The sequence below is a fragment of the Sagittula sp. MA-2 genome, assembly GCF_030126985.1.
Classification (GTDB): Bacteria; Pseudomonadota; Alphaproteobacteria; order Rhodobacterales; family Rhodobacteraceae; genus Sagittula.
This window is the reverse complement of the sequence record NZ_CP126145.1, coordinates 2,563,051-2,584,306: the sequence shown is the minus strand read 5'-3', so window position 1 is coordinate 2,584,306 and position 21,256 is coordinate 2,563,051. Positions and strand designations below refer to the sequence as shown.

Annotated in this window: 23 protein-coding genes; 20 read left to right on the top strand and 3 right to left on the bottom strand. The window is 65.1% G+C overall.

The window, feature by feature from the left end; all coding sequences use genetic code 11:
* Positions 1–1,299, top strand: a complete 1,299-nt coding sequence (gene nuoF, locus QNI11_RS12610) for an NADH-quinone oxidoreductase subunit NuoF (protein ID WP_100930218.1) — start codon at positions 1–3, stop codon at positions 1,297–1,299.
* A gap of 70 nt (positions 1,300–1,369) precedes the next feature.
* On the opposite strand, the gene QNI11_RS12605 is transcribed toward nuoF, so the two are convergent.
* The gene (locus tag QNI11_RS12605) at positions 1,370–1,555 is read right to left on the bottom strand and encodes a hypothetical protein (RefSeq protein WP_100930219.1); all 186 of its coding nucleotides are present in this window, start codon (positions 1,553–1,555) and stop codon (positions 1,370–1,372) included.
* A gap of 184 nt (positions 1,556–1,739) precedes the next feature.
* Here QNI11_RS12605 and QNI11_RS12600 point away from each other — a divergent pair, with 184 nt between their 5' ends.
* The 18 genes from QNI11_RS12600 to QNI11_RS12515 all read left to right on the top strand — a co-directional run bounded on the left by QNI11_RS12600 (position 1,740) and on the right by QNI11_RS12515 (position 18,317).
* Entirely contained in the window at positions 1,740–2,228 is a 489-nt protein-coding gene (locus QNI11_RS12600; RefSeq protein ID WP_283980403.1) for a DUF3291 domain-containing protein, read from the top strand.
* A 30-nt stretch (positions 2,229–2,258) separates the two neighbouring features.
* Positions 2,259–2,702 (top strand): hypothetical protein, encoded by a 444-nt coding sequence (locus QNI11_RS12595; RefSeq protein WP_283980402.1) that lies wholly within the window; start codon positions 2,259–2,261, stop codon positions 2,700–2,702.
* A 135-nt stretch (positions 2,703–2,837) separates the two neighbouring features.
* Positions 2,838–3,230, top strand: a complete 393-nt coding sequence (locus QNI11_RS12590) for a DUF5333 domain-containing protein (protein ID WP_100930222.1) — start codon at positions 2,838–2,840, stop codon at positions 3,228–3,230.
* A 229-nt stretch (positions 3,231–3,459) separates the two neighbouring features.
* On the top strand, positions 3,460–5,478 hold the full coding sequence (gene nuoG, locus QNI11_RS12585; protein ID WP_283980401.1) for an NADH-quinone oxidoreductase subunit NuoG: 2,019 nt from the start codon (positions 3,460–3,462) through the stop codon (positions 5,476–5,478).
* Positions 5,479–5,493: 15 nt separating this feature from the next.
* On the top strand, positions 5,494–5,871 hold the full coding sequence (locus QNI11_RS12580; protein WP_100931039.1) for a hypothetical protein: 378 nt from the start codon (positions 5,494–5,496) through the stop codon (positions 5,869–5,871).
* Between the two features lie 7 nt (positions 5,872–5,878).
* Positions 5,879–6,916 carry an NADH-quinone oxidoreductase subunit NuoH gene (gene nuoH, locus QNI11_RS12575; RefSeq protein WP_005857499.1) on the top strand — a complete coding sequence of 346 codons (1,038 nt, stop codon included), beginning with the start codon at positions 5,879–5,881 and terminating at the stop codon, positions 6,914–6,916.
* 133 nt (positions 6,917–7,049) lie between these two features.
* Positions 7,050–7,421, top strand: a complete 372-nt coding sequence (locus QNI11_RS12570) for a hypothetical protein (RefSeq protein ID WP_283980400.1) — start codon at positions 7,050–7,052, stop codon at positions 7,419–7,421.
* Positions 7,422–7,423: 2 nt separating this feature from the next.
* Positions 7,424–7,918, top strand: a complete 495-nt coding sequence (gene nuoI, locus QNI11_RS12565) for an NADH-quinone oxidoreductase subunit NuoI (RefSeq protein WP_100930225.1) — start codon at positions 7,424–7,426, stop codon at positions 7,916–7,918.
* Between the two features lie 70 nt (positions 7,919–7,988).
* Complete coding sequence (locus QNI11_RS12560) at positions 7,989–8,405, top strand: carboxymuconolactone decarboxylase family protein (RefSeq protein WP_100930226.1); 417 nt, start codon at positions 7,989–7,991, stop codon at positions 8,403–8,405.
* Positions 8,402–9,004, top strand: coding sequence for an NADH-quinone oxidoreductase subunit J (locus QNI11_RS12555; protein ID WP_100930227.1), 603 nt, complete (start codon positions 8,402–8,404; stop codon positions 9,002–9,004). The genes QNI11_RS12560 and QNI11_RS12555 overlap by 4 nt, the downstream gene beginning before the upstream one ends.
* Positions 9,001–9,198, top strand: coding sequence for a hypothetical protein (locus QNI11_RS12550; protein ID WP_100930228.1), 198 nt, complete (start codon positions 9,001–9,003; stop codon positions 9,196–9,198). The genes QNI11_RS12555 and QNI11_RS12550 overlap by 4 nt, the downstream gene beginning before the upstream one ends.
* A gap of 200 nt (positions 9,199–9,398) precedes the next feature.
* Positions 9,399–9,704, top strand: a complete 306-nt coding sequence (gene nuoK / locus QNI11_RS12545) for an NADH-quinone oxidoreductase subunit NuoK (protein ID WP_005857510.1) — start codon at positions 9,399–9,401, stop codon at positions 9,702–9,704.
* A 4-nt stretch (positions 9,705–9,708) separates the two neighbouring features.
* Positions 9,709–11,931 carry an NADH-quinone oxidoreductase subunit L gene (nuoL, locus tag QNI11_RS12540; RefSeq protein ID WP_283980398.1) on the top strand — a complete coding sequence of 741 codons (2,223 nt, stop codon included), beginning with the start codon at positions 9,709–9,711 and terminating at the stop codon, positions 11,929–11,931.
* Positions 11,931–13,499, top strand: coding sequence for an NADH-quinone oxidoreductase subunit M (locus QNI11_RS12535; RefSeq protein ID WP_100930230.1), 1,569 nt, complete (start codon positions 11,931–11,933; stop codon positions 13,497–13,499). Before nuoL ends, QNI11_RS12535 begins: the two co-directional genes overlap by 1 nt.
* Before the next feature lie 11 nt (positions 13,500–13,510).
* Positions 13,511–14,962 carry an NADH-quinone oxidoreductase subunit NuoN gene (gene nuoN, locus QNI11_RS12530; protein ID WP_283980397.1) on the top strand — a complete coding sequence of 484 codons (1,452 nt, stop codon included), beginning with the start codon at positions 13,511–13,513 and terminating at the stop codon, positions 14,960–14,962.
* A gap of 126 nt (positions 14,963–15,088) precedes the next feature.
* Positions 15,089–15,823: a biotin--[acetyl-CoA-carboxylase] ligase gene (locus QNI11_RS12525; RefSeq protein WP_283980396.1), complete on the top strand. Its 735-nt coding sequence runs from the start codon at positions 15,089–15,091 to the stop codon at positions 15,821–15,823.
* Positions 15,824–15,836: 13 nt separating this feature from the next.
* A complete protein-coding gene (locus QNI11_RS12520; RefSeq protein ID WP_100930233.1) occupies positions 15,837–16,619 on the top strand; it encodes a type III pantothenate kinase in 783 nt (260 codons plus the stop codon).
* Positions 16,620–16,649: 30 nt separating this feature from the next.
* Positions 16,650–18,317: a ribonuclease J gene (locus QNI11_RS12515; RefSeq protein ID WP_283980395.1), complete on the top strand. Its 1,668-nt coding sequence runs from the start codon at positions 16,650–16,652 to the stop codon at positions 18,315–18,317.
* Between the two features lies 1 nt (position 18,318).
* Here the strand turns inward: QNI11_RS12515 and QNI11_RS12510 are convergent, their stop codons facing one another.
* Positions 18,319–19,065 carry a PilZ domain-containing protein gene (locus QNI11_RS12510; protein ID WP_283980394.1) on the bottom strand — a complete coding sequence of 249 codons (747 nt, stop codon included), beginning with the start codon at positions 19,063–19,065 and terminating at the stop codon, positions 18,319–18,321.
* 192 nt (positions 19,066–19,257) lie between these two features.
* Between QNI11_RS12510 and QNI11_RS12505 the strand changes: the two genes are divergently transcribed.
* A complete protein-coding gene (locus tag QNI11_RS12505; RefSeq protein ID WP_100930236.1) occupies positions 19,258–19,683 on the top strand; it encodes an OsmC family protein in 426 nt (141 codons plus the stop codon).
* 67 nt (positions 19,684–19,750) lie between these two features.
* Here the strand turns inward: QNI11_RS12505 and QNI11_RS12500 are convergent, their stop codons facing one another.
* The gene (locus QNI11_RS12500) at positions 19,751–21,205 is read right to left on the bottom strand and encodes a DEAD/DEAH box helicase (RefSeq protein ID WP_283980393.1); all 1,455 of its coding nucleotides are present in this window, start codon (positions 21,203–21,205) and stop codon (positions 19,751–19,753) included.
* Between the last annotated feature and the right edge of the window lie 51 nt (positions 21,206–21,256).

The window sequence follows — 21,256 nt, the reverse complement described above, 5'->3', positions numbered from 1 at the left end:
ATGCTTCAGGATCAGGACCGGATCTTTACCAATCTCTACGGCATGCACGACCGGACGCTGGACGGCGCGAAGAAGCGCGGTCACTGGGACGGCACGGCTGGCCTGATCGAGAAGGGGCGCGACTGGATCATCCAGGAAATGAAGGACAGCGGGCTGCGGGGACGCGGCGGCGCGGGCTTTCCGACCGGGCTGAAGTGGTCCTTCATGCCGAAGGAAAGCGACGGTCGTCCGGCCTATCTCGTTGTGAACGCCGACGAATCGGAGCCGGGGACCTGCAAGGACCGCGAGATCATGCGCCACGATCCGCACACGCTGATCGAGGGCTGCCTGATCGCCTCCTTCGCGATGCAGGCGCATGCCTGCTACATCTATATCCGCGGCGAATACATCCGCGAGCGCGAGGCGCTGCAGCGCGCCATCGACGAGGCTTACGATGCCGGTCTGGTCGGTCCGAACGCCGCGGGCTCGGGCTGGGATTTCGAGATCTTCCTGCACCACGGCGCCGGCGCCTACATCTGCGGCGAGGAAACCGCCCTGCTGGAAAGCCTCGAAGGCAAGAAGGGCATGCCCCGCATGAAGCCGCCGTTCCCGGCGGGCGCGGGTCTGTACGGCTGCCCGACCACCGTGAACAACGTCGAATCCATCGCCGTCGTGCCGACCATCCTGCGCCGCGGCGCATCGTGGTTCTCTTCCTTCGGGCGGGAGAACAACGCGGGCACGAAGCTGTTCGCCGTCTCCGGCCATGTCAACAAACCCTGCGTCGTCGAAGAGGCGATGTCGATCTCCTTCGAGGAACTGATCGAGAAGCACTGCGGCGGCATCCGCGGCGGCTGGGACAACCTCAAGGCGGTCATCCCCGGCGGCTCTTCGGTTCCGTGCGTGCGCGGCGAGAAGATGAAGGACGCCATCATGGACTTCGACTACTTGCGGGGAGAGCTGGGCTCCGGCCTTGGCACCGCGGCGGTCATCGTGATGGACAAGGACACCGACATCATCAAGGCGATCTGGCGGCTGGCGAAGTTCTACAAGCACGAATCCTGCGGCCAGTGCACGCCCTGCCGCGAGGGCACGGGCTGGATGATGCGCGTCATGGACCGGCTTGTCCGCGGCGAGGCCGAGGTGGAAGAGATCGACATGCTCTGGGACGTGACCAAGCAGGTCGAGGGCCACACCATCTGCGCGCTCGGCGACGCGGCCGCATGGCCGATCCAGGGTCTGATCCGCAATTTCCGCGACGAGATCGAGGATCGGATCAAGGCACAGAAATCCGGCCGGGTGAGCGCTGTCGCCGCTGAATAAGCCGGTGCAGCGATGGAATAGGAAAAGGGCGCCGCGTGGCGCCCTTTTGCGTTTCCGGGTGAGGCCGGGCTCACTTGGTCCCGGTTTCGTCCTTGAACGTCTCGCGATCCTTTTCGGGCATCCCTTCGGAGATGTCGTCAGAGGTCTCGGCGTGCTTTTCCCGGCCCACATCTTCGTGTTCGGTGAACTTCCGGGTCTTCGCCTTTTCGTCGGCGTCCTTCTCCGGCAGCGGGCGGGTTTTGGGTGTATCGGTCATGGTGGCTCCTCCTTCTCCATCAAAACCCCCGAATTGGCGGCGCGGTTCCGGGGAGGGCGGGCCATGCGGTCCGATGCTCCTGACTTTAGGGGCAATTTGCCGAAAATGCGTTGGTCATTCCGGTCCGTGCCTCCTTATAGTGGCGCCGAAAGTCGGAGGGCGGGACACAAGGGGGCACACATCAATGCAGATGCATCTCGCGGAACTGAACATCGGTCGGCTCGTGGCGCCGACGGACGATCCCCGGGTGGCGGAGTTCATGGACGCGCTCGACCGGATCAACGGTCTGGGCAAGCGCATGCCGGGCTTCGTCTGGATGATGGAAGGATCGGGGGAACCGGGCACCGGCAACACCGAGAACAACATCGGCGACGATCCGCAGTTCGTCGCGAACATGACCGTCTGGGAAGACGTGGTGAGCCTCGAACGCTTTGTCTGGGGCACGGTCCATCGCCAGTTCTACGAGCGGCGGAAGGAGTGGTTCGAAGTTCTGGGCGACATGCACTTTGTGATGTGGTGGGTGCCGGCGGGACATCGCCCGACGCTGGAGGAAGGTCTGGCGAAGCTTGACCTCCTGCGGCGGGAAGGCGACAGTGACGCCGCCTTCGGCTGGTCGTACCTGACCGAAGCGCGCATGTGGCGTGACAGGCGCTGCGACGCGGAGGCCGGATAAGGTGCTTCGGAAAGAACAAGAGGCCGGAGAATGAGCAATTTGAAACACTTGTCGCCCCGAAAGGCCCGGACGCAGCGCGCCGCCGCGACGGCCAAAGCGGCCCGCGCACCGCTGGTCGCGCCGGCGTCCCTGATGCGCGCGGGCACGATCCTGCTGCTGATCGCTGCGATGGCGGCACTTGCGGGCTGCGGCAACGGCCAGCGCCGGCAGGTCCAGACCTTCGACGGCCAGACCTTCCGGGCCAACGCCAAGTCCGCCGGCGACGATCGCCAGTATTTCGTGGCCTCGGTCCGCGACCCGGGCAAGAGCATCGACGGCGCGATCCAGGCGGCGGAATACCAAGCGGTGAAGCACTGCATTCATCTCTACGGCACGTCCGACATCGACTGGGAGGTCGGGCCGGACACGCCGAAGGACCAGCTTTCTATCACCAGCGACTCGCTGACGCTGTCCGGGCGCTGCAAGGACCTGTAGGCGGCGGACCGCGGGGCGGGTGCGGGTTTCGCGCCGGCTCTTGCCGATCGCGGGCGGATTCCGCCCGCGTTATTGCATATCCATGACGTTCCGCGCCTCTTGTCGCGAGATTGCCGTGTAAACGAGGACCCCTTCATGCGCCTGATTCCATCCGTCCTGATCCTTGCCCTGCTGGCGTCGGCCGCGGTCGCAAAGCCGCCGCTGCGCGAGGTTCGTGAAATCGACGACCAGCTGATGATGATCGCCATCGCGGACGAGATCCGGAAGACCTGCAGCGATATCGACGCGCGCCTTTTGCGCGGAATCGCGGAGCTCAACGGCTTGAAGTCGAAGGCGAAGTCGCTGGGCTATTCGTCGGAGGAGATCGACGAGTACGCCACGTCCAAGTCCGAAAAGGCACGGATGCGCACGAAGGCCGAGACATGGCTGGCCAGTCAGGGGGTCAATGTCAGCGACAAGGCAGAGCTGTGCAGCTTCGGAAAGGCGCAGATGGCGGGCGGCACCTACATCGGATCGCTGCTGCGCTGAGGTCAATTCCTGACTTGAACGGTCATCTTAACGGGCGCTGAAATCCCGGTCACCGGGTTGCGCCCGTGCAATCAAGTCGCTTTGCCGCGTCGATTTTTCCCGGATTTCTGCGCCGCTGCATCTGGCGCTACCGAACATGTCGCGGTAGAACCCGTCGCAAGTCGCGCCCGGTCCGCTGGTCAGTCCGGTGGTCAGGGCGCTGCCATCTGCAATCTGGAGAGGCACCGGCATGTCCGACTTGCGAAAGCTCATCATCGACGGTCAGGAAATCGAGGTGGACGGGGCTATGACCCTGATCCAGGCCTGTGAGGAGGCCGGCATCGAGGTGCCGCGCTTCTGTTACCACGAGCGTCTGTCGATTGCCGGGAACTGCCGGATGTGCCTTGTCGAGGTCGTGGGCGGCCCGCCGAAGCCCGCCGCGTCCTGCGCGATGCAGGTCCGCGACATGCGTCCGGGCCGCAACGGCGAACCGCCGGAGATCAAGACAAACTCGCCCATGGTGAAGAAGGCCCGCGAGGGGGTGATGGAGTTCCTGCTCATCAACCACCCGCTCGACTGCCCGATCTGCGACCAGGGCGGCGAATGCGACCTGCAGGACCAGGCGATGGCCTATGGCGTCGACTTCTCCCGTTTCCGCGAGGCGAAGCGCGCGTCGACCGACCTCGACCTCGGGCCGCTGGTCGAGACGCACATGACGCGCTGCATCTCCTGCACCCGCTGCGTGCGCTTCACCACCGAGGTGGCAGGCATCACCCAGATGGGCCAGACCGGCCGGGGTGAGGATGCGGAGATCACCTCCTACCTGAACTCGACCCTCGATTCGAACCTGCAGGGCAACATCATCGACCTGTGCCCGGTGGGCGCGCTGGTGTCGAAGCCCTATGCCTTCACCGCCCGCCCGTGGGAGCTGACCAAGACGGAGACCATCGACGTGATGGACGCGCTGGGGTCCAGCATCCGCGTGGACACCAAGGGCCGCGAAGTGATGCGCATCCTGCCGCGCAACCATGACGGCGTGAACGAGGAATGGATTGCCGACAAGACGCGCTTTGTCTGGGACGGCCTGCGCCGCCAGCGGCTGGACCGGCCCTACGTGCGCAAGGACGGCAAGCTGAAGCCCGCCACCTGGCCGGAGGCGCTGGCCGCCGCCGCCACGGCGATCAAGGGCGCCTCGAAACTTGCCGGTATCGTCGGCGATCTGGCCCCGGTCGAAGCGGCCTACAGCCTCAAGCAGCTGGTCGAAGGACAGGGCGGTGTCGTCGAATGCCGCACCGATGGCGCGAAGCTGCCGGCGGGCAACCGTTCGGGCTATGTCGGCACGGCTGCCATCGAGGATATCGACAGCGCGGAGATGATCCTGCTGATCGGCACCAACCCGCGTGACGAGGCGCCGGTCCTGAATGCCCGCATCCGCAAGGCATGGGCCGCCGGTGCAAAGGTCGCGCGGATCGGTACGCCGGTCGACCTGACCTTCCCGGTGCAGGAGCTTGGCACCGGCCGCGAGGCGCTGGCCAAGCTGTCGAAGATGGACCACTCCGACAAGGAGGGCGTCGCCGGTGTGGTGATCATCGGTCAGGGCGCACTGAACGAGGCCGACGGCGCCGCCGTTCTGGGAACCGCCATGCAGACCGCCGCCGCCGGTTCGGCGAAGTTCATGGTTCTGCATACGGCCGCGGGCCGCGTGGGTGCGATGGACGTGAACGCCACGAACGAGCGCGGCATGGACGCGGTCAGCGAGGCGGACGTGATCTACAACCTCGGCGCGGACGAGGTGGAGATCGGCGAAGGCGCTTTCGTGATCTACCAAGGCTCGCACGGGGACCGTGGCGCGCACCGTGCCGACGTGATTCTGCCTGCCGCCGCCTACACCGAAGAGCAGGGCCTGTTCGTGAACACCGAGGGCCGCCCGCAACTGGCGCTGCGCGCCGGGTTCGCACCGGGCGAGGCCAAGGAAAACTGGGCGATCCTGCGCGCTCTGTCTGCCGAGATCGGCGCGACGCAGCCGTGGAACTCCATCGCGCAGCTCCGACAGGCGCTGGTCGCGGAGGTGCCGCACCTTGCCCGCATCGACGAGGTGCCGGAAAACGAATGGACGCCGCTGGAGGCCGCCGACATGGGGGATGCGGACTTCCGCTACCCGGTGAAGGACCACTGGCTGACCAACCCGATCGCGCGCGCGTCGGAGGTCATGGCGGAACTGTCCAAGAACTCGAAACTGCGCTCCCAGGCGCCGATGGCGGCGGAATAAGTGAGGGTGGGCTGGGTGATAGCCTCGCTCGCCTGCGCTGCCACCACCGGATGCGACACTCCGGCGGCGGCAAAGGGGCCGTTCACCCCGTCTTACGAGGGTGTCGAGACGCGGCTGCTGGATGGTGATCTGGTGAATTTCCACGTTTCCATGCGTGGGGCGCGCAACCAGATCGACGTGGAGGCCTACGCCGAATGTGCCGCCGCGCAATACGCGCTGATCCGGGGGTACGGATTCGCGCGGCATTTGCGCACGAATGTGGACGAAGAGGGTGGCCTCTGGCGCGGGGATGCGGTTTACACCATCTCGCCGGCTCTGCCCCGCGGATCACGAACGATCGACGCCGAGGTCACCGCGCTGGCCTGCGCCGAGAACGGAATACCGATGGTGTGAGGACCTGATGGCTGAATTCTTCTCCGACAATCCCTGGGGTATCGCGATCTGGATCGTCTTCACGATCCTCGCGCTTCTGGTGCCGCTTCTGGTGAGCCTCGCCTTCCTGATGTGGGGCGACCGCAAGATCTGGGCCGCCGTGCAGATGCGCCGGGGGCCGAACGTCGTGGGCATCTTCGGCCTGCTGCAGTCCTTTGCCGACTTCCTGAAATACATCGTGAAAGAGGTCGTCGTGCCCGCGGGCGCCGACCGTTTCGTGTTCTTCCTCGCGCCGATGGTGAGCCTTGTCATGGCCTTCATCGCCTGGGCGGTGATTCCCTTCGGCGACGGCTGGGTGGTCTCCGACATCAACGTGGCCATTCTTTACGTTTTCGCGGTCTCCTCGCTGGAAGTGTACGGCGTGATCATGGGGGGCTGGGCGTCCAACTCGAAGTACCCGTTCCTTGGCTCGCTGCGGTCCGCCGCGCAGATGATTTCCTACGAGGTGTCCATCGGCCTCATCATCATCGGCGTCGTGATCTCTTCGGGGTCGCTGAACTTCGGCAGCATCGTCGAGGCGCAGGACGGCATGGGCATCCTGTCCTGGTACTGGATCCCGCACTTCCCGATGATGTTCCTGTTCTTCATCTCGGCGCTCGCGGAAACCAACCGCCCGCCGTTCGACCTGCCGGAAGCGGAATCCGAACTGGTGGCGGGCTACCAGGTGGAATACTCCTCCACGCCGTTCCTGCTGTTCATGATCGGCGAACTGACCGCGGTCGTGCTGATGTGCGCGCTGGTTTCGCTGCTGTTCCTCGGCGGCTGGCTGTCCCCGGTCGAATTCCTGCCGGATGGCATCTTCTGGATGTGCATCAAGATGCTGTTCGTCTTCTTCATCTTCTCGCTGGTGAAGGCGATCACCCCGCGTTACCGCTACGACCAGCTGATGCGCCTGGGCTGGAAGGTCTTCCTGCCGATGTCGCTGGCATGGGTCGTGTTCGTGGCCTTCGCGGCAAAGTTCGAGTGGTTCTGGGGCTTCTACACCCGTTGGGCAGTCGGAGGCTGATGGTGGAGCAGACGTCGAAACAGACTGTTTCGGGAATGCTTCCTGGCGTTCGGGGCGTGGTGTCGCGCCCCGATGGTAGGGTCGGGGCAGGGGTGCGCATGACGTGCGCCCGCCTGTTCACGGGAGAAACCTGATGACCGACCTGAAGAAAGCCATCCTCGACGCCAAGTACATCGACATGATCGCCCTGGGCGATTTTGTCGTCCGCGATTGCGGCCTGCCGGACACCGATGCAGAGGGCAACCTCCTGCCGCAGGCCAACGAGATCGCCGCCGCCGTCTTCCGCTGGGCCGCCGATGTGCAGGCCATGGAGGATGCGGAGGTGAAGTCAAAGCCCGCGCCCGCTGCCGTTGCGGCCGCCGTGGCGGAAGAGGTTTCCGCCACCGGCCGCACCGGAAACGAGCGGGTTGGCGATTACGATGAATTCGGCGATCCCGTGATGGACGCCGAGCAGGCCGAGCGGCTGGAAGCAGCCCGCGAAGCCGTCAAAGAGGAGAGCGCGTAGACATGGCAGCCATCGACTACGGACGGGCCGCGAAGTACTTTCTGCTCGCGGACTTCATGAAGGGGTTCCAGCTTGGGATGAAGTACTTCTTCGCCCCCAAGGCCACCGTCAACTACCCGCACGAGAAGGGTCCGCTGAGCCCGCGTTTCCGCGGCGAGCACGCCCTGCGCCGGTATCCCAACGGCGAGGAACGCTGCATCGCGTGCAAGCTGTGCGAGGCGATCTGCCCGGCGCAGGCGATCACCATCGACGCGGAGCCGCGCGACGACGGCTCGCGCCGGACGACCCGCTACGACATCGACATGACGAAGTGCATCTACTGCGGTTTCTGCCAGGAAGCATGCCCGGTGGATGCCATCGTCGAGGGGCCGAACTTCGAGTTCTCGACCGAGACCCGCGAAGAGTTGTTCTACGACAAGGCCAAGCTGCTGGCGAACGGCGACCGCTGGGAAGCGGAGATCGCCCGCAACCTGGAGTTGGACGCACCGTACCGATGAACCGCCCCGCCGCCCATATCCCGGCCCGCGTCCCGCGGTGTCCCGTCACATCCTGCAAGGGGAGCCGAGCATGACCACCAAGACGCCGTTCGAGCTGATGATGGAGCAGAGCCAGAAGTTCGCGCAGGACATGGTGACCAGCATGAACCCGGCGCTGTCGAGCTTCGACCCCAAGGCATTCGAAGCCATGTGGCCGACCATGCCGAAGGACGCGATGGAAATGTGGTTCGGCAAGGGTTTCTCGAAAGAGGGGCTGGATGCCAAGACGCGGCTGCTGCTGACGCTCTCGGGTCTGGTGATGCAGGGCGCGCAGGCGGAGACGCCCTTGCGCATGACCGTGCGCCACGCCATCGAGGCGGGCGCCACCAAGGAAGAAATCGTCGACACGATCACGCATATGTCGATGTTCGCAGGTATTCCCGCCATGAACCGCGCGCTCGAACTGTCGCGGGCGGTCATGGCCGACAAGAAGGATGACGAGACATGATGGCTTTTGCCTTCTACCTCTTTGCACTTGGCGTGATCGCCGGGGGGCTCTTCACGGTCGTCAGCCGCAACCCGGTGCACTCCGTGCTCTGGCTGATCCTCGCCTTCCTCTCCGCGGCCGGGTTCTTCGTGCTGATGGGGGCGGAATTCGTCGCCATGCTGCTGGTCATCGTCTACGTCGGCGCCGTCGCGGTGCTGTTCCTCTTCGTGGTGATGATGCTGGACGTCGACTTTGCCGAACTGAAGGCGGAGATGGCGCGCTACATGCCGCTGGCGCTGCTGATCGGCCTCGTGATCCTGATGCAGCTGGCCATGGCCTTCGGCGTCTGGGAAGCCTCCGACCTGGCCGCGGGCCAGCTTTCGGCACCGGCGCCCGAAGGGGTGGAGAACACCGCCGCGCTCGGCATGATCCTCTATGACAAGTACTTCCTGCTGTTCCAGCTGGCGGGTCTGATCCTGCTTGTTGCGATGATCGGGGCCATCGTTCTGACGCTGCGCCACCGCCAGGATGTCAAACGCCAGGACGTGCTGGCACAGATGTACCGCGATCCCGCCAAGGCGATGGAACTGCGGGACGTGAGACCGGGGCAGGGGCTGTGAGCGCATTCTGGGATCTTCTCTTCTCGCCCGCGGGGCTGGTGCTTTACGCCGGTTTCTGGGCCTTGAAGATCGTTGCTGGTGCATGGGTGCTGAGCAAGCTTGTGCTGCTGCTGCCCGCGCGCATGCAGGTCTGGGCCGAGGACAAGCTTGTCCGGCTGCGCCTGATGAAACGGAAGGTCGGCCCTTTGGGCTGACCGGGGCCGGGCAGGTCCCGTCCCCGCCCGGCGCATTGCCGGGGCTGCCGCCCGAGGGCGGCGAGACGATCGAGGTTCCGGGACATGCCCGGGACGTGGTGCCGGGCCCGCCCGGAACCTGACAGAACAGAGCCCCCGGGCCGCTTCCGGGGTGCCACAGACAAGACGACAAATCGGGCAAGCCACCCGGAGGGACACGTATGATCGGATTGGAACACTACCTGACAGTGGCCGCAGTGCTGTTTGTGATCGGCATCTTCGGGCTCTTCCTGAACCGCAAGAACGTGATCATCCTGCTGATGAGCATCGAACTGATGCTGCTGGCGGTGAACATCAATCTCGTGGCCTTCTCGACGCATCTCGGCGACCTCGCCGGTCAGGTGTTCACGCTGTTCGTGCTGACCGTCGCCGCCGCCGAAGCGGCCATCGGCCTTGCGATCCTCGTCTGCTTCTTCCGAAACCGCGGCACCATCGCCGTGGAAGACGTCAACGTCATGAAAGGCTGAGCCCATGGAGAGCATCATCCTGTTTGCGCCCCTCGCGGGCGCTCTCATCGCGGGCTTCGGCTGGAAATTCATCGGCATCCGTGGCGCCCAGTGGATCACCACGGGCCTACTGTTCCTGGCCTGCTTCTTCTCGTGGATCACCTTCCTGACCCACGGGCCGGAGACCGAGCACGTCCAGATCCTGCGCTGGATCGAAAGCGGCACGCTGTCGACCGACTGGTCGATCCGGCTGGACCGGCTGACCTCGATCATGCTGATCGTCGTCACCACCGTCTCGTCGCTCGTGCACCTGTATTCCTTCGGCTACATGGCGCATGACGAGAACTTCCGCGAGGGCGAGGAAAGCTACAAGCCGCGCTTCTTCGCGTACCTGTCGTTCTTCACCTTCGCCATGCTGATGCTGGTGACGTCCGACAACCTGGTGCAGATGTTTTTCGGCTGGGAAGGCGTGGGTGTCGCCTCCTACCTGCTGATCGGTTTCTACTACCGCAAGCCGTCGGCCAACGCTGCCGCCATCAAGGCCTTCGTGGTCAACCGGGTCGGCGACTTCGGTTTTGCATTGGGCATCTTCGCGCTGTTCTTCCTGACGGATTCCGTGCGTTTCGACGACATCTTTGCCGCTGCACCGACGCTGGCCGAGACGCAGCTCACCTTCCTCTGGGGGACGTGGAACGCGGCAGAAGTTGCGGCCTTCCTGCTGTTCATCGGTGCGATGGGCAAATCGGCACAGCTGTTCCTGCACACATGGCTGCCGGACGCGATGGAAGGCCCGACCCCTGTGTCGGCGCTGATCCACGCCGCGACCATGGTGACCGCGGGCGTTTTCCTTGTCTGCCGCATGTCGCCGCTGATGGAATACGCGCCGCACGCGATGGCCTTTGTCACCTTCCTGGGTGCCTCGACTGCCTTCTTCGCGGCGACCGTGGGTCTTGTTCAGAACGACATCAAGCGCGTGATCGCCTATTCGACCTGTTCGCAGCTGGGCTACATGTTCGTGGCAGCGGGCGTGGGCGTCTACTCCGTCGCGATGTTCCACCTGTTCACGCACGCCTTCTTCAAGGCGATGCTCTTCCTCGGCGCGGGCTCCGTGATCCACGGCATGCACCACGAGCAGGACATGCGGAACTATGGCGGTCTGCGGAAGAAGCTGCCCTACACCTTCTGGGCGATGATGATCGGCACGCTGGCCATCACCGGCGTCGGCATTCCTCTGACCCATATCGGTTTCGCTGGCTTCCTGTCGAAGGACGCGGTGATCGAGAGCGCATGGGCGGGCACCGCCGGCGGTTACGCCTTCTGGATGCTGGTCGTCGCTGCGCTGTTCACGTCATTCTACTCGTGGCGCCTGATCTTCCTGACCTTCTTCGGCAAGCCGCGCGGCAACAAGCACACGCATGAGCACGCGCACGAAAGCCCGAAGGTCATGCTGATCCCGCTGGGGGTGCTGGCACTTGGCGCGATCTTCTCCGGCATGGTCTGGTACGGATCGTTCTTCGGCGACCACGCCCGGGTCAACGCCTTCTTCGGCATCCCGGCGCACCATGAAGAGGTGGCCGAGGGCGACGCCGCGCATGCGGAGGACGTGGCCGAGCTTCAGGGCGCTGCAGACGCGGTGAACGAGGAAGCCAGCGCGGACGAGACCGTTGCCGCCGACACCGAAACCACGGGCGACGCGGTTGCCGACGAGGCCAACGGCGCAGACGTGGCCGCAGCGGAAGGCGAGGGCGATGCAGCCCATGCCGCCGAGGAGGACCACGGGTCTGCCGGAATGGCGCCGCAGGGCGCGATCTTCATGGCCGCAGACAACACCGTCATGGACGGCGCGCACCATGCGCCGGTCTGGGTGAAGGTCAGCCCCTTCATCGCCATGCTGATCGGTTTCGCGGTGTCCTACTGGTTCTACATCGTCAACCCGGCGATGCCGAAGCAGTTGGCAGAGAACCAGCGTCCGCTGTACCTCTTCCTGCTGAACAAGTGGTACTTCGACGAGATCTACGACTTCCTCTTCGTGCAGCCCTCGAAAAAGCTGGGCCGCATCCTGTGGAAGGGTGGTGACGAGGCCATCATCAAGGGCGGGATCAACGGTCTGGCCATGGGCATCGTGCCCTGGGTCACCCGTCTCGCCGGTCGGGCGCAGTCCGGTTACATCTTCACCTATGCCTTCGCCATGGTGATCGGGATCGCGGTCCTGATCACGTGGATGACCATCTCCGGAGGGGCGCAGTAATGGCCAACCTTCTTTCCATCGTCACCTTCCTGCCTGCGCTGGCGGCACTGATCCTTGCGGTCTTCCTGCGCGGCAGCGATGCGGCGGCTCAGCGCAATGCGAAGTACCTTGCGCTGATCGCCACGACGGCGACCTTCATCATATCCCTGTTCATCCTCGCGCAGTTCGACGCGTCGAACACCGGCTTCCAGATGGTGGAAGAGGGCGAGTGGCTGATGGGCCTCAGCTACCGGATGGGCGTCGACGGGATCTCTGTCCTGTTCGTCATGCTGACGACCTTCATGATGCCGCTGGTGATCTGGGCCTCGTGGGACGTGAAGCACCGCGTGACCGAATACATGATCGCCTTCCTGATGCTGGAAACGCTCATGCTGGGCGTGTTCATGGCGCTGGACCTGGTCCTGTTCTACGTCTTCTTCGAGGCAGGCCTGATCCCGATGTTCCTGATCATCGGCATCTGGGGCGGCAAGGACCGCATCTACGCATCGTTCAAGTTCTTCCTCTACACCTTCCTCGGCTCCGTGCTGATGCTGGTAGCCATGGTCGCGATGTATGCCGACGCGGGAACGACCTGCATCGGGGGCTGCGACGTGTCGCTGCTGACCCACCAGTTCGCGTCCGAGGAGTTCTCGGTTCTGGGCATCCCGGTGGTGGGCGGCCTGCAGACCATGCTGTTCATCGCCTTCTTCGCCTCCTTCGCGGTGAAGATGCCGATGTGGCCGGTGCACACCTGGCTGCCCGAAGCGCACGTCCAGGCGCCGACCGCGGGCTCCGTGGTGCTGGCGGCGATCCTGCTGAAGATGGGCGGCTACGGCTTCCTGCGCTTCTCGCTGCCGATGTTCCCGGTGGGCTCCGACGTGATGGCGAACTTCGTCTTCACGCTGTCGGTAATCGCGATCATCTACACCTCGCTCGTGGCGCTGGTGCAGGAGGACATGAAGAAGCTGATCGCCTATTCGTCCGTCGCGCACATGGGTTACGTCACGATGGGGATCTTCGCGGCGAACCAGCAGGGCGTGGACGGGGCGATCTTCCAGATGATCTCTCACGGGTTCATCTCCGGCGCGCTCTTCCTCTGTGTCGGCGTGATCTACGACCGGATGCACACGCGAGAGATCGACGCCTACGGCGGCCTCGTGAACCGCATGCCGGCCTACGCGCTGATCTTCATGCTGTTCACCATGGCCAACGTCGGCCTGCCGGGCACCTCCGGGTTCATCGGCGAATTCCTGACGCTGGCGGGGATCTTCCAGGTCAACACCTGGGTGGCGGCGGGTGCCGCGACCGGCGTGATCCTGTCGGCGGCCTATGCGCTGTGGCTGTACCGCCGCGTGGTGATGGGCGACCTCATCAAGGAAAGCCTGAAGACCATCAAGGACATGACCGCACGGGAAAAGGCGATCTTCGCGCCGCTCGTCGTCATGACCATCTGGATGGGGGTCTACCCCGCGCCGATCCTCGACCGGATCGGACCGTCGGTGGAGGCACTCGTCTCGAAATATGACATGGCGCTGGAAAGCGCGGGCCGGGGTGGCGACGCCACCCAAGTGGCCGAATCTGAACACTAAGGGGGCGACAGATGTCAGCAGATCTGAACATCATCCTGCCGGAGATCATCCTGTCGGTCTACGCGATGGTGGCACTGGTCGGCGCGGTCTACACCGCGAAGGACGACCTCGCCCCGGCGCTCACATGGGCGACCGCGGCGCTGTTCGTGGTCCTGGCCTTCTGGATCGGAACGACGGGCGAGGGCGCACAGAGCGCATTCGGCGGCATGTTCCAGTCGGACGGCTTCTCGCGTTTCTCGAAGGTGCTGATCCTCATCTCCGCGGCGGCGGTGCTGCTGATGAGCGAGGGTTACATGGCACGCCGCGGCCTGCTGCGGTTCGAGTACCCGGTGCTGGTCTCGCTGGCGGTGGTCGGCATGATGGTCATGGTGTCGGCGGGCGACCTGATGTCGCTTTACATGGGGCTCGAGCTGCAGTCGCTGTCGCTGTACGTGGTGGCTTCGCTGCGCCGTGACAGCGTGAAGTCGACCGAAGCGGGTCTGAAGTACTTCGTGCTGGGCGCGCTGTCCTCCGGCCTGCTGCTTTACGGCGCGTCGCTGGTCTATGGCTACGCGGGCACCACGCTGTTCTCCGGCATCATCCAGACGGCGGAAGAGGGGCATGTCTCCATCGGCCTGCTGCTGGGTCTGGTGCTGATGATCTCGGGCATGGCGTTCAAGGTCTCGGCCGTGCCGTTCCACATGTGGACGCCGGACGTGTACCAGGGCTCTCCGACCCCGGTGACAGCCTTCTTCGCCACCGCACCCAAGGTTGCGGCGATGGGCCTGTTCGCCCGCGTGATGTTCGACGCCTTCGGCAACGCGACGGCGGACTGGGGGCAGGTGATCGCGCTGCTGGCGGTGCTGTCGATGTTCCTCGGCTCCTTCGCGGCCATCGGGCAGAAGGACATCAAGCGCCTGATGGCCTATTCGTCGATCGCCCACATGGGCTATGCCCTGATCGGCCTTGCCGCCGGGTCCGAGGTCGGCGTGCAGAACATGCTGATCTACATGGCCATCTACGTGACGATGAACGTCGGCACCTTCGCCTTCATCCTGTCGATGGAGCGCGACGGCCAGCCGGTGACGGACATCGAGTCGCTCGGCATGTATTCGAAGAAGGAACCGGGCCGCGCGCTGGCCATGCTGGTGCTGCTGTTCTCGCTGGCGGGCGTGCCGCCGCTGCTGGGCTTCTTCGCCAAGTACGGCGTTCTGATGGCCGCGGTCGAGGCGGACATGGTCTGGCTGGCCGTCGCGGGCGTGGTCGCCTCGGTCATCGGGGCCTACTACTACCTGCGGATCGTGTTCTACATGTACTTCGGCGAAGACCGGGAGGACGCGCTCGACACGTCGTCCTCGCCGCTGCTGTCGGGTTTCCTGGCGCTGTCTGCCATCATCATCGTGCTGGCGGTCTTCAACCCGCTGGGCCTGACGGTGGATGTGCAGGACTCGGCGCAGGCGGCAGCGGTCGCCCTGGTCAACTGATCTTGACCGGCTGTTTTCATGCGGCGACGCGCCCCTTTGCGGGCGCGTCGCTTTTTCGTGCCTGCGGCACGCCGGGGGTTCCCCCCGGACCCCAAGGTATTTGGACCAAGATGAAGGGCAGGGCGCATGGGCTGGCCTGAGGGCTACGGGCGGCGGGTGCTGGCGGAGGTCGACAGCACCAACGCCGAGGCCGCGCGGGTCGTGTCGCGGCTGGCCGGGCCGGAGTGGATCTGCGCCCTGCGCCAGACCGCCGCGCGCGGGCGCCGCGGGCGGGCCTGGGTGGCGCCGGAGGGGAACTTTGCCGGGACGCTGGTCATGCGCCCGCAGGAGACGCCGGATGTGGTGGCGCTGCGGTCGTTCGTTGCCTCGCTCGCGCTGTTCGATGCCTTTGCGGCCCTGACGGGTGCGGAGGCGGCCCTGGCGCTCAAGTGGCCGAACGACGTGCTGCTCAACGGCGGCAAGGTGGCGGGCATCCTGCTGGAGGGGTTGCCGGGCGGCGGCCTTGCTGTGGGGATCGGCGTGAACCTGATCGCCGCGCCCGGGTCACAACAGGTCGAGGAGGGGGCGGTGCCGCCGGTGTCGCTGCTGTCCGAAACCGGGGTCCGGGTGACGCCTGAACGCATGCTGGATGCGCTGGCCGAAGCCTGGGCCGTGCGGGAACACGCCTTTGTCACCTACGGCTTTGCGCCGATCCGGGAGGCCTGGTTGGCGCGGGCGGCACGTGTGGGCGAGACGATCACCGCGCGCACCGGAACCCGCACCGTCACCGGCGTCTTCGAGACGGTGGACGCCCGCGGGCAACTTGTTCTAGACACGCCGCAGGGCCGGACGGCGATCGCGGCCGCGGACGTCTTCTTCTGAAAGGTCACGCCTCATGCTGCTTGCCATAGACTGCGGCAACACCAACACCGTGTTCTCGATCTGGGATGGCGAGGTCTTCATCGCGACATGGCGCACCTCGACCGAGCATCAACGGACGGCGGACCAGTACTATGTCTGGTTGTCGACGCTGATGGAGTTCCAGGGCATCAAGGCCGAGATCACCGATGTCATCATCTCGTCCACGGTGCCGCGCGTGGTCTTCAACCTGCGGGTGCTGTCGGACCGGTACTTCAAGACGCGGCCCATCGTGGTGGGGCGGCCGGAGTGCAGCCTGCCCGTGGACGTGCGGGTGGATCCCGGCACCGCGGTCGGTCCGGACCGGCTGGTGAATACGGTGGCGGGCTTCGACAAGTTCGGCGGAGACCTTGTGATCGTGGACTTCGGCACGGCCACCACCTTCGACGTGGTGGCCAGCGACGGCGCCTATATCGGCGGGGTGATCGCACCGGGTGTGAACCTCAGCCTCGAGGCCCTGCACCAGGCAGCGGCGGCGCTGCCGCACGTGGACATTTCCCGCCCGCAGTCGGTGATCGGCACGAATACGGTTGCGTGCATGCAGTCCGGCGTGTTCTGGGGGTACGTGGGGCTCGTGCGGGAGATCTGCGACCGTATCAAGGCCGAGCGCGACCGCCCCATGCGCATCGTGGCAACCGGCGGGCTGGCGCCCTTGTTCCAGCAGTCGGTGCCGCTATTTGACGCCTACGATGAATTCCTGACAATGCACGGACTTACCGTGATCTACACACATAACAAGGCCCGTGCTCATGCAGAGTAGCCGTGGCAAACGAATTGAAGAGGCCAAGGCATGAGCGACGCGCGATTGATCTATCTCCCGCTTGGGGGCGCCGGCGAGATCGGCATGAACTGCTACGTCTACGGGTACGGCAAACCGGGGGCCGAGCGGCTGATCGTCGTCGACATGGGCGTGACCTTTCCGGACATGGACGGCACGCCGGGCGTCGACCTGATCCTGCCGGACATCACCTGGCTGAAAGAGAACAAGAACCGCATCGAGGCGATGTTCATCACCCACGCGCACGAGGATCACGTGGGCGCGGTGGGGCATACCTTCGGCGATCTGTCGATGCCGATCTACGCGCGGGCCTTCACCGCCAACCTCGCCCGTCAGAAGCTGGCGGAATACGGGGTGGAGGGGAAGTCGGTGCGGACCTGTTCCGCCTGGCCGGAAACCGTGACGGTGGGGCCGTTCACCGTGGGGTTCCTGCCGATCTCGCACTCCATCCCCGAAAGCAGCGGTCTTGTGATCGACAGCCCGGCGGGCCGGGTGCTGCACACCGGCGACTTCAAGCTGGACACGCAGCCGCTGGTGGGCGAGCCGTGGGACCCGGAACTGTGGGCCGAGGTGTCGAAGGGCGGGGTGAAGGCGCTGGTCTGCGACAGCACCAACGTGTTCAACCGCCATCCCGGCCGGTCGGAGGTCATCGTCGGCCCCGCGGTCGAGAAGCTGGTGAGCGAGGCCAGGCACATGGTGGTGGCGACGACCTTCGCTTCCAACGTGGCGCGGGTGAAGACGCTGGCCGAAGCGGGTGAGCGGGCCGGGCGGTCGATCTGCCTGATGGGCCGCGCGATGCGCCGCATGGTCGAGGCCGCGGTTGAGACGGGCGTGCTGACGCGGTTCCCGAGCGTGGTCAGCCCGGAGGATGCGGCGCAGCTGCCGCGCGAGAACCTGATGATCCTCGCCACCGGTTCGCAGGGGGAGCGGCGCGCGGCCTCGGCCCAGCTGTCCCGGGGCAAGTTCAACGGGATCGAGCTGAAGGAGGGCGACCTCTTTCTGTTCTCCTCCAAGACCATTCCCGGCAACGAGCGCGACGTGATCCGCATCATGAACCAGTTGTCGGAGAAGGGCGTGGACGTGGTCGACGACTCGATGGGCGATTACCACGTGTCGGGCCATGCCAACCGCCCCGACCTGGAAACCGTGCAGGACATCGTGCAGCCGCAGATCGTGGTGCCCATGCACGGCGAGCACCGGCACCTTCGGGAGCACGTCAAGCTGGCGACGGAGCTGCGGCGGCAGGGGGTCCTGGCCGTCAACGGCATGATGATCGACCTGACGGGCAACGAGCCCAAGGTGGCGGAGTACATCGAGACCGGGCGCACCTACCTTGACGGTACGGTGCAGATCGGCGCGCTGGACGGCATCGTGCGCGACCGTATCCGCATGGCGCTGAACGGCCACGTGGTGGTGACGATGATCCTCGACGAAGAGGACGAACCGCTGGGCGATCCGTGGTGCGACCTCATGGGGCTGGCCGAGATCGGCCGCAGCCACGTGCCGCTGGTGGACATTCTGGAGGCCGACCTCGGCCAGTTCGTGGGCCGGGCCGGGGACAAGACCCTTACCGACGACGACAAGCTGGAAGAGGGGCTGCGCCGCGTGGTGCGCCAGACCTGCCAGAACGAAATCGGCAAGAAGCCCGAGGTCACGGTCGTCGTCAGCCGCCTGTCCTGAGTCAGGCGCTGACGGCGCCGTCCCGAAGGGCGGTGCGGATGCGGTTGGAGAGGTGCTCCCTCTGGCGGTCGGTCAGCCGGAACTCCGCCCCCGCATCGGAGCCCTGCCGCCAGCGGAAATCGGCGTGGTACTGGCCGTAGCCGGGGATCTGCAGGTTCAGTGTGTCGTCGCGGACGCCCGCGATCCCGATGGAATCGAACCGCATCCGCGCGCCGCCTTCGGAGATGTCGAGGATCTGGCAGGGGATGTCGTACCCCCCCTGGAAGCAGCGCGCGCCCAGGTTGACCTTGATCCGCGGGCTGCGGCGCAGATCGGTAAACTGGTCCGTTTCCACGATCCGCAGCGTGCTGGCTGGGGCCGGCGCCTCTGACGAGGGGGGCGGCAGCTCTGGCGCCTCGACCACCTCGACTTGCAGGGGCGGCTTCGCGCTGCGGCCGGTCGGTTCCTTCATGTTCCGACCAAGGGCGGCGATGCGATGCTCTACCAGCTGGCGCATGCTGTCGCTGATCAGGAACTCGGCACCGAGGCTGTTGACGGCCTTCCAGACGATCCGCGACGGATATCGCCCGATGCCCGCAATCTCCAGCTCCAGCGGACCGCTGCGCATCGCTGCGGAGGAAATCGGGTCCAGTGCCATCTGCACGCCGCCACCGGAGAGGTTCAGGACCTTTCCCGGTATTTCAAGCCCGTCCTGTATGGCGATGACACGCAGGTCGATCGAAACGCGGGGGGAACGGCGTTCACTCATCCGAAAGGTCGCATTGGCTTGCATCGCCCTGCCGATTCACAACTTGTACGGCCGCACCATCTCACCTGCCGGGTTAAGGATCGGTTTAAGGAACCGGATGTGCTCCGGGTCGTTGGGTCTTCGATGCGCCCCATCGGGCGCCATGAGGTGTGCCCTGAAGGCGCGCCGACAGACAGAAGACAGGAGATTTACATGATCGAGAAAGCCGGTTCCGCAAAATGGATGGGTGACCTCAAGACCGGGAAGGGCACCGTGTCCACCGAATCCGCCGCGCTGAAGGATCAGCCCTACGGGTTCAACACCCGGTTCGAAGACAAGCCCGGCACCAACCCGGAAGAACTGATCGGGGCCGCGCACGCCAGCTGCTTTTCCATGGCGCTGTCGATGATCCTCGGACAGAGCGACCTGGTCCCCGACGAGATTTCGACCACCGCGAAGATCTACATGGACAAGGAAGGTGACGGGTTCGCCGTCAAGAAATCCCACCTGACCGTCGCGGCGAAGGTGCCCGGCGCGTCCGAGGAGGATTTCATGAAGGCGGCAGAGACGGCGAAAGCCAACTGCCCGATCTCGAAGCTGCTGGACTGCGAGATCACCATGACGGCGACGCTCGGATAATCGCCCTCGGAAACAGGAAAGGCCGGTCCCTCGGGGCCGGCCTTTTTCATGTCTGTGTGCCTTGGCGTCAGCCCGCGCGGCGCTCGTCGAAGCTGAGCGCGATGAACTCCGGCATGTGCTCGCCCATGCCGATCATGTTGCTTTCCTTGCGGTCGTTGCGGTCGGACCGCGAAGACGACGACCGGCTGTTCTTCGAGCTGCTACCGGAGCGGCTGGACGAAGAGGAAGACGACCGGTTGGACGAAGACGAGGAGGACGACGACGAGGAAGAAGACCGCGAACGGCTCGACGAGCTGCGCGCTTCCTTCTCTTCCGCGGGCTTGCTGTCCTTGCGGCTGTCGGAGCGCGGCTCGGCTGCAGCCGGGGCCTCCGATTTCAGCGGGTTCTCGAGGCGCGGGATCTCCTTCTGGAGGAGCTTCTCGACGGCATCGAAGTACTTCTCGTCCCGCGGCACGCAGATCGTGTAGGCCTTGCCGGAGCGTCCGGCGCGGCCGGTACGGCCGATGCGGTGCACGTAATCCTCGGCATGGCTGGGCACGTCGAAGTTGAAGACGTGGGTCACCGCCGGAATGTCCAGACCGCGGGCCGCCACGTCGGAGGCGATCAGCAGGCGGACGGACCCGTCACGGAACCCGTCCAGCGTACGCGTGCGCTGCGACTGGTCGAGGTCGCCGTGGATCGGCGAAGCGTTGTAGCCGTATTTCTTCAGCGATTTCGCAACGATATCCACATCGACCTTGCGGTTGCAGAAGATGATCGCGTTGGAGCAGGCTTCGCCCTCTGCGTCGATCAGCGCGCGCAGAACGGCGCGCTTTTCGCTGCCTTCACGGTCACGGCGGGACGGGGTGAAGACCACGGCGCCCTGGGTGATCGTTTCCGAGGCGGTGGCCTGACGGGCCACCTCGATCCGCGCAGGCGCGGAGAGGAACGTGTTGGTGATGCGCTCGATCTCCGGCGCCATGGTGGCGGAGAAGAACAGCGTCTGGCGGGTGAACGGCGTGAGCGAGAAGATCCGCTCGATATCCGGGATGAAGCCCATGTCGAGCATCCGGTCGGCCTCGTCCACCACCATGATCTCGATGCCCGTCAGCAGCAGCTTGCCGCGCTCGAAATGGTCGAGCAGGCGGCCCGGCGTGGCGATCAGCACGTCGACGCCCTTGTCGATCAGAACGTCCTGTTCCTTGAACGAGACGCCGCCGATCAGCAGGGCCTTGGTCAGCTTGACGTGCTTGGAGTAGGTGTCGAAGTTTTCCGCCACCTGCGCCGCGAGTTCGCGGGTGGGGCACAGAACCAGAGAGCGCGGCATCCGGGCGCGTGCGCGGCCCCGGGCGAGCTTGTGGATCATCGGAAGGGTGAAAGAGGCGGTCTTGCCTGTGCCCGTCTGGGCGATTCCGAGCACATCCTTGCCTTCGAGGGCGTGGGGGATGGCACCGGCCTGAATGGGGGTCGGCGTCGTATAGCCGGCCTCTTCGATGGCCTTGAGAACCTTGGGACTGAGATCGAGATCAGAGAATTTTGTCATGCGTGTCCGTGTGATTGCGGACACTCAAACCTTGGCCCGCGCGTATGGATG